This window comes from Bacillus chungangensis, from assembly GCF_030812995.1.
GTDB classification, from domain to species: Bacteria; Bacillota; Bacilli; order Bacillales; family Bacillaceae_C; genus Bacillus_CF; species Bacillus_CF chungangensis.
The window spans coordinates 69,454-83,051 of sequence record NZ_JAUSTT010000017.1; the positions used below are offsets into that span (position 1 = coordinate 69,454).

Below are 13,598 nucleotides of genomic sequence, written 5' to 3' on the forward strand. Positions count from 1 at the left end.
GGGGATGAGAGAAAACCCCCACTGATGGAAGTTTCACTTTATAATGATACCAGATCAGCTGTTTGTATTGGTTTAAATTTAATAGATTTGGTTTATAATTCGTTCACTTCAGCTGATAAATCGATTGATTTACTTATGCCTCATTCACTTCGGCATATAAATTGATTGATTTAGCTTACAACTCAGTTATTTCATCGGCATATAAACCGATTAACTGGGCTTAAAAGTACGCTTATCATCGATTGCTCGGCTTGTAACACGTTCACTTCGGCGCTTATAAATCAGTTAAATAGGCTTTAAACGAACGGATAATTTGGACTCATGAATTTGATTAATCGTAAATTAAGAAATAAGCTAGCTGATTTTCAAGTTAGTTTACTAATACTCACCTAAATTTTTCGCATCCACTTTATTTCTACACCTCAAGTCTGATAAAAAAATCAAGCTCTAGGTACTTCAGTATTTGTTAGATTATCTTTAAGATGATAGTAGAGTGAAAAGACGGTTAAAGATATTATTTTCATCAGCTAGATTCCCAAAATTTAGCACAATCAAAAAAGGAGATGACGTATGATGCCAAAATTCTTGTTTATTCTGCTAATGATTATTGCTGGTTTGGTTGTATTATCAAGTATAGGACCTTTGCTTTCACTTGCAATCGGTCTTGTAATTGTGTATTTTTCTTTTAAAGAGTTTCTAAAAACGAATGCTGTTTTCAGTAAAGTGATTTGGCTTATTTTTGGTTTAATTGGGATAAAAATTTGCTTTTCAAGTTTCCCAGCAGCGTTCGGAATTATTGCTTTAATCTTTTTGTATTTTGCTTATAAAGCATGGAAAGATAAAGAATCTTCTGCCTCACATGAGTAAAATCATTCGTCATAAGAAGTGTTGGATGTCTTTATTAAATGATCCAAGTCTTCAGCTCACTTTCTGTAAATTGAAAAATGGCCGAGGAGCTAACATAGGATTGGCAATAATTTATGAAAGAGTATGTCATTGGTTGCTGCAAAGGAGAGAGATGTCATGAAAAACATCAAAGATAGTGATTTATTTATCTGGTTGTCAGTGATATGTGGTGTTGGACTGCTGTTTGAACTCTTTTTTCGTATCGAATCTCTCTTCCTTTTAGGTATTGCTGCACTGTTTATTTATTTAGGCATGAAACAAAAAAAAGGAAGTTCTAAAAAAGTATTTTTTATCATTGGTATTTCTTTCGCTGCCATGACACTGTTTATTTCGTTCTTTTTTAAAGCGTTTCTCTTTATTGCTATACTTTATTTTCTGTACCGCTACTGGTATTTGAAGAAAAAACCAACAGTTATTCATATTGAATCGCCTTCTTCTAATAAAACAAAGCCACTCAGAAAGAAACAATTGTTTTTTAAAAACATTTTAATAGGCGATCAGAGGATCGAGGATCAAGTATATGAATGGGATGATATTAACATTCAGTGCGGTATAGGCGATATAGTGATTGATCTCGGCATGACAATGCTACCTCTTGGTGAAAATATTTTAATGATCAGAGGGGTTATTGGCAATATTCGACTGCTTATCCCACATGATACAGCGATTATCATCAATCATTCAGCGCTGACAGGCATGTTAAAAATAGATGGTGATAAAGAACGGCTGCTTAATGGGAATGTCATCTACCATTCAGACAATTATGAGGATGCTACACGTAAAGTGAAGATTATCACCTCTCTAGTAGTTGGAGACGTAGAGGTGAAATATATATGAGTATTCAGAAAACATTTATATACTATTGTGCCTCATTCACTTTTGTGATGACATTGTTGGTCACAACGATGTATATTATCTTCATAAAAACAGATTGGTATGATCAATTAATATCGATTAGGATCTTTTCGATCCCATTGGTTTTATTTATTAGTCTTTTTAGTATTCTAGCCGGTTGTATTTTTGGATGGATTATTGGTTTGATGGTGAAAAAAAAAGCAATGGAAATAGAAAATGGCCTGCATGAGCTTGAGATGGGCAATGAGGAAAGGGATTTTTTTTCAGAGGAGAAATTGGAAGAAGTGTCGCTTATTTGGGAAAGAATCAGACGTATTCAAGCTCGTTTTCAAGAACAGGTAAAAGTTTCCCAACGAATGGCTAATGAACGAGTTGATGCACAAGAAAAAATGAAGCAAGAAGTGCTGACACAAGAAAGAAGCCGTTTAGCACGTGAACTCCATGATTCCGTGAGTCAACAGCTTTTTGCTGCCACAATGCTTTTGTCTGCAATTACACAAAATCCGAATCCAAATGAGCAAACGACACAAAAACAAATGAAATTAGTGGAGGAAATTGTGAACGAATCTCAGTCCGAGATGAGGGCGCTGCTTTTGCATCTTAGACCTGCACAGCTGGAAGGAAAAAGCTTAAAGCAAGGGATCGAGGAATTACTGACAGAATTAACAGCAAAACTTCCGATGAAAGTTATTTGGGATGTAGAAGATTTGCAGCTTGATAAGGGAATAGAGGATCATCTATTTCGAATTGTACAAGAAATTCTCTCAAATACGCTTCGGCATGCAAAAGCGAAGCTCCTTGAACTCCGCCTTATTCAAAAAAATAAGCTTGTGATTTTGAAGATCATCGATGATGGTGTTGGATTTGAGCTTTCTGAACAAAAAGCGGGTTCATATGGACTTGTTCTTTTACGGGAGCGTGTTGCTGAAATTGGTGGTATGATTAGAATGGTTAGTTTTCCAGGAAAAGGAACAAGTATTGAAGTGACAGTACCCATTATAAAAGAGGTTGAGTAGCATGATAAACGTATTATTAGTGGATGATCATGAAATGGTTCGGATTGGAGTCGCGGCTTATTTAAATATTCAATCCGATATCAAACTAGTTGGGGAAGCCGAAGATGGCAAGCAGGCGATTGAATTAGCTTTAAAATTACGGCCAGATATTATTTTGATGGATTTAGTGATGAAGGAAATGGATGGAATTGAAGCAACAAAGGAAATTATTAAACAATGGCCAGAAGCGAAAATTATTATTGTGACTAGCTTCTTAGACGATGAAAAAGTTTATCCAGCGCTAGAAGCAGGTGCAACAAGCTATATGTTGAAGACTTCAAAAGCAGCGGAAATTGCCGAAGCAGTCCGTTCTACCTATCGAGGACAATCCGTTCTAGAACCACAAGTTACTGGAAAAATGATGAAACGAATGACTGAAGGAACGAAACGCATCCTTCACGAAGACTTGACCAATCGTGAATTAGAAATTTTATTACTAATGGCAGAGGGGAAGACAAACCAAGAGATTGCCGATGACTTATTTATTGCTTTAAAAACAGTCAAAACTCATGTAAGTAATATTTTAGGGAAACTAGAAGTACAAGATCGCACCCAAGCGGTTATTTATGCTTTTAAACATGGATTGGTTAAATGATCGATATGTTACAGTAACCAAAAAATATAGCACAAAGCTTACCGTAATCGTTATTTATCCCACATCTAACTGGCAGTAAGACCCCCACCTCGAGAGTAAGAGGAACGAAGAAGTCTAGGTGGGGGATAACTGCCAGTAAATGTCCGATTGGTTCAACTAACCATCAGTGGGGGATGGGAAAAACCCCCACTGATGGAAGTTTCACTTTATCTTGAGAATAGCAGGTGAGCTTTTTTCTAATCTTTGAATATGATGACATATCCTAAGGGAAGAATTATTAGTTTACAACGGACTTGTGTTAAAATAAGTAAACAATATCCGAAATAGATGGAGGAATTTTGATGAAAAAGGAGTTTGTTGTCATCGGTTTAGGGCGATTTGGTGGAAGTATATGTCGCGCGCTTGCTGAGCAAGGGATGGATGTGATGGCGATTGACCAAGATGAAGATAAAGTCAACGAATTTTTGGATATTGCAACACATACAGTCATTGCTAATACAACAGATGAAAGTGTGTTAAAAAATTTAGGTATTCGGAACTTCGATCATGTAATTGTAGCAATTGGCGAAGATATTCAGTCAAGTATTCTAACCACACTAATGTTAAAGGAAATGGGCGTAAACCATATTACAGTTAAAGCGCAAAACGATTATCATGAAAAAGTATTAAGAAAAATCGGTGCGAATCATGTTGTTCATCCTGAAAGGGATATGGGGAAGAGAATAGCACATTATATCGTTTCAAATAATGTCCTTGATTACCTAGAGCTTTCGGATGAATACAGCATAGTGGAAATAGCTGTAAATAGTTTGTTAATCGGGCATTCTTTAATTGAATTGGATGTTCGTGCTAAGTATGGACTGAATATCGTTGCAATCAAAAGGGGGAAAGATATCATTGTGTCCCCACAAGCAGACGATTACCTAGAAGAGGGCGATATTTTAATCGTTATTGGCGCCGATAGCGATATTAACCGCTTTGAGAAAAAAGTGATGACTGTAGATTAATCAAAAAAGCTAAGCGTATATATAAGGATCTATCATTACGATTGATAGCGGCATAACACTTTCATGTGTTATGCCGTTTTTCGTTAAATTTGATTGTTGAAAGTCAAGGACATCTACACAGTTATAATCTGTTATATCTGATTGTCGCTGTTTTATATTACAATCTTACCAATAAATCATGTAATTGTTGAAAAAACAACTACAAATAAGAAATCATAAACATACAAATTAAGTAAAGAAAGAAAGACCCCGCTCTTACTTATTTTCTTCTAACAATTTGTTTACATATGTGATAAGAGGAGCAATAGCAGTTTTTTCAGTAAAATCAACAGTACCCCCATAAGTTTCAAGCAACATTTTATCTTCATCTGAAAGTTCATTTTCTGGCTTTCTAGCTACGGTTGTTTTTAGCATTGCCATCATAGATTTATGGATTAGATTTAATTTTTGGTAATCAATGCCACCTCGAAAATGAAAAAATTGAATATTTTTTTGCATTTCTAACGTAAATGATTTATTTAAAATAGGGAGATACTGTTCTTTATTTTCAGGATTGGCTAATCCAACTGTAAAAACGATTCGTTTTTTATTATTTAGGCTTTCATCATTTTTAGTAATGATAGAAATGCCGTTAATACCTCCTGCATATAATCCACCGCCAAAAATAATAATATCATATTTTTGTAGGGTAGCTTTATTAATTTTAGAAGCTTCAAATAAATCGCATTGCAACCTTTCTGAAATCCATTCCGCATATTTTTTTGTACTACCATACTTGGATTTATAAACAGTAACGACTTTTTTCATGCTTTATATCGCCTCATTCTTTATTTTTTTGCTATTTTTATCGAATCAATGTTTTCGGATAATTTAAGCAGAATCTTTAAACATAATTTGGCTTCGCTATCATTAATATCTTTGAACAATTCTTCAATAAATTTTTCGTTTTTCTTGCGGCTTTTTAATTCATAATTAAATGCTTTCCGAGTGACTAATATTCTTGAAACTCGATTATCTTTTTTATCTTTTTCGATTGTTACAAATTCCTTTTCTTGTAATCGTAATGCTACCTGCTTGACATTTTGGTGGGAAAGACCGACTTTTATAGCAGCTTCACTAATTGTAGGTGGTTCTTCAAAAAATGTAGTGATGGTAGCGAGCAAAAACCATTGTTTTGTAGTTAGTTCACCAAGAAATTTATTGCCGATGGTCTCTAATTTGGTTGACACTAAAAATAATGTCCCAAATATATTTTTAAATGTTCCAAGATCAAATGTGTTTATTTCTTCTCTCATGAAAATTCTCCCTTTAAATTTATGTAACTAGTTACCCTTTGTGTATTAGGTATTATATTACCTTTATTGAAAAAAGTCAATTCTTGACAACTAATAGCATTAAATATTAACTAGTGCTTTTGATTAACCCGCTTACTACATTGGAATAAAAGTTTGATCATTAAATTGATGTAAAAACTCCATTCGGTTAAAAAAATAGACGTTCATGTCTGAACGTCTAAAAAGCTTAGATAAGATTTTTGGTATAGAAAAAGGGATACTTGTTAAAGTATCCCCAATTTTCTTTTTGCCCTACATTTACTCCATACTTTTTTTCAGTTTACACTTCCATAATAATCGGCAGAATCATAGGGCGTCGCTTTGTCTTTTCATAAAGGAAAGGTCCTAATGTATCACTAATTTCATTTTTAATTTGTGACCATTGCGACGTTTTTCTTTCCATTACTTTTTCTAAATGCTTGGCAATTAAATGTTGTGCTTCATAAATAAGGTCTCCAGATTCTCTCATGTAGACAAAGCCGCGTGAGATAATATCAGGACCTGCTTCGATGGAGAATTTCTCCATATCGATCGAGACAACAACAATTACTAGCCCTTCTTCTGATAATATTTTACGGTCTCTAATAACAATATTTCCAATATCGCCAATACCGCTCCCGTCAATATATACAGTGCCCGCAGGGATTTTTCCAGTAATTTCAGCACTGTTCTCTGTTAACGCAAGCACTTCGCCATTATCCATGATAAAGCAATTTTCTTCAGGAATACCGCAATCAATGGCTAGCTGAGTATGCATTTTTTGCATACGATATTCACCATGAATAGGCATAAAATACTTTGGCTTCATTAATCTGAGCATCAACTTTTGTTCTTCTTGTCCGCCATGCCCAGATGTATGAATATCGTTTAAAGGTCCATGAATGACTTCTGCGCCAGCCCGATACAGTAGATTAATTGTCCGATTGACACTAATCGTATTGCCTGGAATTGGAGAAGAGGAAAAAACGACCGTATCACCAGGTTGGATTTGGATTTGTCGGTGGGTGCCATTTGCAATTCTCGAAAGAGCTGCCATTGGTTCCCCTTGGCTTCCTGTACAAAGGATTGTAATTTGGTTAGAAGGCAGCCGATTGATTTGTTGTGCATCAATAAATGTATCTTTTGGATTGTGAATATATCCTAATTCTCGTCCAATTCTTATTGCTGCTTCCATGCTTCGTCCAAAGACAGCAATTTTTCTTCCGGTCGCAACTGCCGCATCTACAACCTGTTGCAGCCGATGAATATTAGAAGCAAATGTAGCAAAAATAATGCGTCCGTCTACTTTGCGAAAGATATCATTAATGCTATCACCGACACGACGTTCAGACATTGTAAAGTGTGGAACTTCTGCATTTGTACTATCTGATAGAAGGCAAAGAGCTCCTTCCTTGCCGATTTCCGCCATTTTCGTTAAGTTTGCCGGCTCGCCTACTGGTGTAAAATCAAATTTAAAATCACCTGTATGAACAATATTGCCAGCCGGTGTTTTTACAACAACTCCATAAGAATCAGGAATACTGTGCGTCGTTCTAAAGAAAGAAACAGAGGTCTTTCGAAATTTAATCACATCGTCCTCTTTAATTTCATGAATAATAGCTTGTCTTAAAAGGCCATGTTCTTCCAATTTATTTCGAATAAGACCAAGAGCCAGTTTTCCGCCATAGATGGGAACGTTCACCTGTCTTAGTAAATAGGGGATGCCGCCAATATGGTCTTCGTGGCCATGCGTTACAAAAAGGCCTTTAATTTTATCCGCATTTTTTTCAAAATAAGAATAGTCTGGTATGACATAGTCAATTCCGAGCAGCTCATCTTCAGGAAATTTCATTCCAGCATCAATAATGATGAGCTCATCTTGGAATTGGACGCCATAGGTGTTTTTACCGATTTCACCTAAGCCGCCAATTGCAAACACAGCTGTTTGATTATTTTTTACAAATCTCATCTTCCGATCATCACTCCAATACTTCAAAGTTTTCTTGTTTTTCTTCATACGATAAGTATTGGCCATGCAGTTCCTGAATTAATTCAATATGAATGGAACGATCCTTTAACTTCTGGCGTACTTCTCGTTCTGAATCAGCTTTTAAATATAGTGCCTTTGTATTTTCCCGGACAGGCACTTGTTTTTCACTTTCTTGATAATAAACCTTATAAATCATTTTCTTCTCTCCTTACTCCGTTATCAAAATGCGCTTCTTTTATTATATATAAAAACATCTGTGATTGCATGTTTTTCCTACGAATACTCATTTGCCGCTACTCTGTTGCATCATGCTCCTGGTTAGATTAGACTGAAAACATATATGAAAACAATCTAGTCTGACAAGAAATTCTCCTATTCAGTTGAGGCAGAATTCCTTTGGTTTATGCAGCTATAAATGGAAGGCTCGTTACTTTACCAATTGGAAAGGGTGTATAAAGAAGAAGCCCTCCGCAGAAAAGAGGGCATAACATTAAGCTATCGACTTTTTTCTAAGTAAATCTTTCCACTGTTTCAAAAGCTTTTTTCTGAGCTTCTTTAACATGGTGGATCAACTCCCTATTTCTATTTTAAATCATTCTGGCCCAAAGTGAAAGAACGCTTGGCCATTTTTTAATGAATTATTTTTTTACAGAATCTGTCGTTAAACGACATACACTCATTATATTGTATGCATGTCAAGGTATTTTTAATATGTATAAATATGGCATTCCCCAAGTAAAAGACGCTTTGTCGCCATTTATATCGAGAGAATAGATTCACCTAAAATGTTACTGTTAAATCTACATAATATTGCAAGTTAAAACGGAAGTTGACAAAAAAAATGTAAGAAGATAGGGTTATAGCATACAGAGAAAAGTTTAAGGGGTTATAAAATGGACAAGATTGTGTTTTTTGACATAGATGGAACCCTGCTGGATCATGAAAAAAAATTGCCTGCGTCAACGAAGCGTTCCATCAAGATACTGCAGGATAATGGTGTTTATGTAGCAATTGCGACAGGTCGAGCACCCTTTATGTTTGAAAACCTGCGCAAGGAATTAAATATTGATTCTTTTATTAGCTTTAATGGGCAATATGTTGTATTCGAAAATGAAATTATTTATAAAAATCCCCTGTCGAAGCAGTATCTAAGGCAGTTAGTTGATTTTTCAGAGCAAAATAATCATTCGTTGGTATTTATGAATGATCGATTAATGAAAGCAAATGTCGGTCATGATTCTGCGATTGAAAAAAGCTTGAAAAGCCTTGAGTTTGGTCATCCAGAATATGATGAGTTCTTTTACGAACATAAAGATATTTACCAGGTGCTACTTTTTTGCGAACAGAATGAAGAAGAGATTTATAAAGTAAAATACCCTCATTTTCATTTTATTCGCTGGCATGAATTTTCTTTAGATATTATTCCTAACGGAGGTTCAAAGGCTGAAGGAATCAAAAAAATGATTGCACGGCTTGGCTTCGAGATGGAGGATGTCTACGCATTCGGAGATGGATTGAACGATATTGAAATGTTGGAAACTGTCGGTAATGGTGTAGCAATGGGAAACGGTCATGAACTAGCTAAAAAAGCAGCGACTTATGAAACAAGCAGTGTTGAGGAAGATGGTATTTTTAAAGGCTTAAAAAAATTAGGACTGATTTCAAGCTAGCGTGCTTGAATTTTTTGCTTGATCATTTACAATCCCCTATTGATCATTCGTCAATAGGGGATTGTAAAGCTTTATATGCAAATTGAAAGGTTATCGAAGACGAAAATTTGATTTTCGAGAAGGATGAAAAACAACTGCGCGTACATAACAATACATCATCACTTCTTCTCTCTCCAAAGATCATGAGACTGTCATCTTAACGCCCGACAGGGGTTGCACCTTCAATTTTTTTAAAAGGATCTTTCTTGTCAATGTGATCGTAAAATAATACCCCGTTCAGATGATCGATCTCGTGTTGAAAAACAATAGCAGGCAACCCTTTCAAGCGAATTTTTAATTTGTTGCCATCGATATCAAAGCCTGTAACTGTGATCCTCTCAGAACGAACGACATATCCGGGAATGTTTTCTTCGATTGACAAACACCCTTCACCATATGTTAAATATGCTTGCTGTACAGAGTGGCTAATGATTTTAGGGTTGAAAAGTGCGAAACTATATAGTTTATCTTTTTCATCAGTTACGTGAACAGCAATCATCCGCTTCGATACATTTATTTGGGGAGCGGCTAAACCAATACCAGGCCGAAGTCCATATTTTTCAGCTGTTTCTTCGTCTTGGCTATTTAATAAATATTCGTGCAAGCTTTTTAAAATGGCCTGATCCTCCGGTGAAGGCGGCATTTCTACTTCTTGAGCGATCATTCTTAATGTTGGATGGCCATCCAGGATAATATCTTTTTTTGTAATCAAATTGTTTCACCTCTGTCAAAAATGAATATGAAATAAGTCTACCAATAGAAGAACATTGTTGCCAATGATTTTACTCGATGTGTATATAAGGAGGAATATGATGCGAAAAGCAGCCAAATCGATTTTCATAATGATGATGGCATCACTTCTTAGCGGGTGTTTCCATATGACATCACCAGAAGAAACGATCTATACTATCTTTGAAAAAACCGTAGAGAAAGAAAAAGATTTTAAAGAGCTCCAACAACCCCTTGTTGAATTGGAAAAAAAAGAATCAGCTATCTATGATCAGATAATGGAACTTGGCATGAAAGAGTTCACAAAAATAAAAAAACTTGCAGATGATGCGCTTCTAAATGTTGATGAGCGTGAAAATATGATGGTAAAAGAACAAGAAGCTATGAATGCATCACAGGAAGAATTCGAAAAAGCGAAGGAATATATCGACAAAATCAAAGAAAAAGAGCTTAAAAAAGCTGCGAATGATTTATATATTTTGATGAAGAAGCGTTACCAAGCACATGAAATATTATTTGACATATATAAGGAAGGATTGGAAGCTGACCGCCAGTTATATCGACTTTTTAAAGATGAGGAACTAGAATATGATGTATTAGAAGGACAAATTGAAGTAACGAATACACACTATGCAAAGCTGCTTGAAGCAAATAATCAATTTAATGAAGCAACCGAAGAATTCAATGAGAAAAAGTTAGTTTTTTATCAGCAGGCTGGAATCCAAGTAGAAGCACAGTAACATATCATCCTGTTTTTACATATACCATGAAAGCGACAAAAAAGCGAATGCTTTTGCGTCGCTTTTTCTGTTTGTAAAATGATTCTTTGGAAGAAACGCATAAGATACGGCAAATATTGCTAATATATAACAGTTAACATTTTTTATTTCTTTATAGTACAGATATATATTTTTATTGATACAGTTTTAAGAAATGAGGGATAAAAAAAGATTGATTTACTGTTTCATTTAAGAAAGAATCGATGCTATTTCATTGACGAACGATTATTTATAAGGTATTCTTGATTACAAATCAACATTACTTTGTATTATTCCTTTTTTATATTTTAGTAATACAGTTTGGCTTGAAAAAGGAAACAGGTTACTCACTGCTTGCTTCCACAAAAAATAACACAAAACATCTTAAGAGAAGCATTGAGGGTATGATGCTGCTTTTACTGCATCGTCTAGATAGTTAACAAAGCAAAGTAGTATTTACATGGTTAATTTCACAAAAACGAAAGGAAGAGGTGGCTTCGATGACTGCTAATAAGAAAACAAAGACAGCACTTGATGTGCAAGAAACACTGAAAAATATCGAAGAACAGTTTAAAATGTTTCAAATCCTAAATGAAAACGGTGAAGTGGTGAATGACGCTGCAATGCCTGACCTTTCTGATGAAGAATTTCAAGAATTAATGCGCCGCATGGTTTATACACGTGTTTTAGATCAGCGTTCCATTTCCTTGAATCGTCAAGGTCGTTTAGGCTTCTATGCTCCGACAGCTGGACAAGAAGCATCACAGCTTGCTTCTCACTTTGCATTGGAAAAAGAAGATTTTATTTTACCGGGCTACCGTGACGTGCCACAAATTATTTGGCATGGATTGCCTTTATATCAGGCTTTCTTATTTTCAAGAGGCCATTATGTAGGGAATCAAGCTCCTGAAGGTGTCCATGTTCTGTCTCCACAAATTATTATTGGAGCACAAATCATTCAAGCGACTGGTATTGCTCTTGGAATGAAGAAACGCGGTAAAAAAGCAGTCGCAGTAACTTATACAGGAGATGGCGGTTCATCGCAAGGAGATTTTTACGAAGGCATAAACTTTGCTGGCGCTTTTAAAGCTCCTGCTATTTTCATCGTACAAAATAACCAATTTGCGATTTCAACTCCAAGAGAACTACAAACTGCTGCTTCGACAATCGCTCAAAAAGCAGTCGCTGCTGGAATTCCTGGTGTATTAGTTGATGGTATGGATCCACTTGCAGTATATACAGCAGTTCGGGATGCAAGACAACGGGCGGTGAATGGTGAAGGCCCTACATTAATTGAAACGATGTGCTATCGCTACGGCCCTCATACAATGGCAGGAGACGACCCGACAAGATATCGGACAGCAGATACAGATTCTGAATGGGAGAAAAAAGACCCGCTTGTCCGTTTCCGCCGCTTCCTAGAAAGCAAAAATCTATGGAGCAAAGAAAAAGAAGAGGAAGTAATCGAACAGGCGAAAGAAGAAATTAAACAAGCGATTAAAAAGGCAGACGAAACGCCTCAGCAAAAAGTAACAGATTTAATTTCCAATATGTTTGAAGAGCTTCCATTCAACTTAAAAGAGCAATATGAGATTTATAAAGAGAAGGAGTCGAAGTAACAATGGCGCAAATGACAATGATACAAGCAATTACAAATGCATTGGCTACAGAGCTGCGTAATGATGAAAATGTACTTGTCTTCGGGGAAGACGTTGGTGTAAACGGCGGTGTATTCCGAGCAACTGAAGGTCTTCAAAAAGAATTTGGCGAAGATCGCGTATTTGATACGCCACTTGCCGAATCAGCAATCGGCGGTTTAGCGATCGGCCTTTCATTACAAGGCTTCCGACCTGTGCCTGAAATCCAATTTTTTGGTTTCGTTTATGAAGTAATGGACTCTATTAGCGGACAATTAGCTAGAATGCGTTATCGTTCTGGCGGTGTCTATCATGCTCCTGTTACGATTCGCTCACCATTTGGAGGCGGTGTTCATACACCTGAACTTCATGCTGATAGTTTAGAAGGACTGATGGCACAGCAGCCTGGCTTGAAAGTCGTCATTCCATCAACTCCTTATGATGCTAAAGGCTTATTGTTATCTGCAATTCGCGACAATGATCCAGTCATTTTCTTGGAGCATATGAAACTTTATCGTTCATTCCGCCAAGAAGTACCGGAAGAGGAATATACAATCCCATTAGGCAAAGCAGATATTAAGCGAGAAGGGAAAGATATTTCTATTATTACTTACGGGGCAATGGTACATGAATCATTAAAAGCAGCAGATGAGTTAGAGAAAGAAGGCATTTTTGCCGAAGTAATTGATCTCATGACGATCAGTCCACTTGACATTGAAACAATTGTTTCTTCTGTTGAAAAAACAAATCGTGCAATTGTTGTGCAAGAAGCTCAAAAACAAGCAGGTATTGCGGCAAATGTTGTAGCTGAAATCAATGATCGGGCGATTTTAAGTTTGGAAGCCCCAGTATTAAGGGTTGCTGCTCCAGATACTGTTTACCCATTTTCTCAAGCAGAACCTGTGTGGCTGCCAAATTATAAAGATATTTTAGAAACTGCTAAGAAGGTATTGGAATTTTAATTAGGAAAATAATAACGTAAAATGATTGAGCGCTCATTTGAGGAAGGGAGAAAGTTTTTCTCCCTGTATTGTACAGTAGATT

The 13,598-nt window shown here is 36.0% G+C and carries 14 protein-coding genes; 9 read left to right on the forward strand and 5 right to left on the reverse strand.

The window, feature by feature from the left end:
* Positions 1-573: 573 nt before the first annotated feature.
* The 5 genes from J2S08_RS14260 (at position 574) to J2S08_RS14280 (ending at position 4,418) form a co-directional block, all read left to right on the forward strand.
* Positions 574-867 carry a lmo0954 family membrane protein gene (locus J2S08_RS14260; RefSeq protein ID WP_307230599.1) on the forward strand — a complete coding sequence of 98 codons (294 nt, stop codon included), beginning with the start codon at positions 574-576 and terminating at the stop codon, positions 865-867.
* 156 nt (positions 868-1,023) lie between these two features.
* Complete coding sequence (liaF, locus tag J2S08_RS14265) at positions 1,024-1,743, forward strand: cell wall-active antibiotics response protein LiaF (RefSeq protein ID WP_307230601.1); 720 nt, start codon at positions 1,024-1,026, stop codon at positions 1,741-1,743.
* Positions 1,740-2,777: a sensor histidine kinase gene (locus tag J2S08_RS14270; protein ID WP_307230603.1), complete on the forward strand. Its 1,038-nt coding sequence runs from the start codon at positions 1,740-1,742 to the stop codon at positions 2,775-2,777. Before liaF ends, J2S08_RS14270 begins: the two co-directional genes overlap by 4 nt.
* Before the next feature lies 1 nt (position 2,778).
* On the forward strand, positions 2,779-3,411 hold the full coding sequence (locus J2S08_RS14275) for a response regulator transcription factor (protein ID WP_307230605.1): 633 nt from the start codon (positions 2,779-2,781) through the stop codon (positions 3,409-3,411).
* A 341-nt stretch (positions 3,412-3,752) separates the two neighbouring features.
* Positions 3,753-4,418: a potassium channel family protein gene (locus J2S08_RS14280; protein WP_307230607.1), complete on the forward strand. Its 666-nt coding sequence runs from the start codon at positions 3,753-3,755 to the stop codon at positions 4,416-4,418.
* 255 nt (positions 4,419-4,673) lie between these two features.
* Here the strand turns inward: J2S08_RS14280 and J2S08_RS14285 are convergent, their stop codons facing one another.
* From J2S08_RS14285 to J2S08_RS14300, 4 genes are all read right to left on the reverse strand, one after another.
* Positions 4,674-5,225, reverse strand: a complete 552-nt coding sequence (locus J2S08_RS14285) for a flavodoxin domain-containing protein (RefSeq protein WP_307230609.1) — start codon at positions 5,223-5,225, stop codon at positions 4,674-4,676.
* 20 nt (positions 5,226-5,245) lie between these two features.
* Positions 5,246-5,713: a helix-turn-helix domain-containing protein gene (locus tag J2S08_RS14290; RefSeq protein ID WP_307230611.1), complete on the reverse strand. Its 468-nt coding sequence runs from the start codon at positions 5,711-5,713 to the stop codon at positions 5,246-5,248.
* 319 nt (positions 5,714-6,032) lie between these two features.
* Positions 6,033-7,700 carry a ribonuclease J1 gene (gene rnjA / locus J2S08_RS14295; protein ID WP_307230614.1) on the reverse strand — a complete coding sequence of 556 codons (1,668 nt, stop codon included), beginning with the start codon at positions 7,698-7,700 and terminating at the stop codon, positions 6,033-6,035.
* 10 nt (positions 7,701-7,710) lie between these two features.
* On the reverse strand, positions 7,711-7,917 hold the full coding sequence (locus tag J2S08_RS14300) for a DNA-dependent RNA polymerase subunit epsilon (RefSeq protein ID WP_307230617.1): 207 nt from the start codon (positions 7,915-7,917) through the stop codon (positions 7,711-7,713).
* Positions 7,918-8,614: 697 nt separating this feature from the next.
* On the opposite strand from J2S08_RS14300, the gene J2S08_RS14305 reads away from it, so the two are divergent.
* Positions 8,615-9,391 carry a Cof-type HAD-IIB family hydrolase gene (locus J2S08_RS14305; RefSeq protein WP_307230619.1) on the forward strand — a complete coding sequence of 259 codons (777 nt, stop codon included), beginning with the start codon at positions 8,615-8,617 and terminating at the stop codon, positions 9,389-9,391.
* A 196-nt stretch (positions 9,392-9,587) separates the two neighbouring features.
* Here the strand turns inward: J2S08_RS14305 and def are convergent, their stop codons facing one another.
* Entirely contained in the window at positions 9,588-10,142 is a 555-nt protein-coding gene (def, locus tag J2S08_RS14310; RefSeq protein ID WP_307230621.1) for a peptide deformylase, read from the reverse strand.
* Positions 10,143-10,242: 100 nt separating this feature from the next.
* Between def and J2S08_RS14315 the strand changes: the two genes are divergently transcribed.
* From J2S08_RS14315 to J2S08_RS14325, 3 genes are all read left to right on the forward strand, one after another.
* Positions 10,243-10,899: a YkyA family protein gene (locus J2S08_RS14315; protein ID WP_307230623.1), complete on the forward strand. Its 657-nt coding sequence runs from the start codon at positions 10,243-10,245 to the stop codon at positions 10,897-10,899.
* Between the two features lie 518 nt (positions 10,900-11,417).
* On the forward strand, positions 11,418-12,536 hold the full coding sequence (gene pdhA, locus J2S08_RS14320) for a pyruvate dehydrogenase (acetyl-transferring) E1 component subunit alpha (RefSeq protein WP_307230625.1): 1,119 nt from the start codon (positions 11,418-11,420) through the stop codon (positions 12,534-12,536).
* 2 nt (positions 12,537-12,538) lie between these two features.
* Positions 12,539-13,516 (forward strand): alpha-ketoacid dehydrogenase subunit beta, encoded by a 978-nt coding sequence (locus J2S08_RS14325; protein WP_307230626.1) that lies wholly within the window; start codon positions 12,539-12,541, stop codon positions 13,514-13,516.
* Positions 13,517-13,598: the final 82 nt, after the last annotated feature.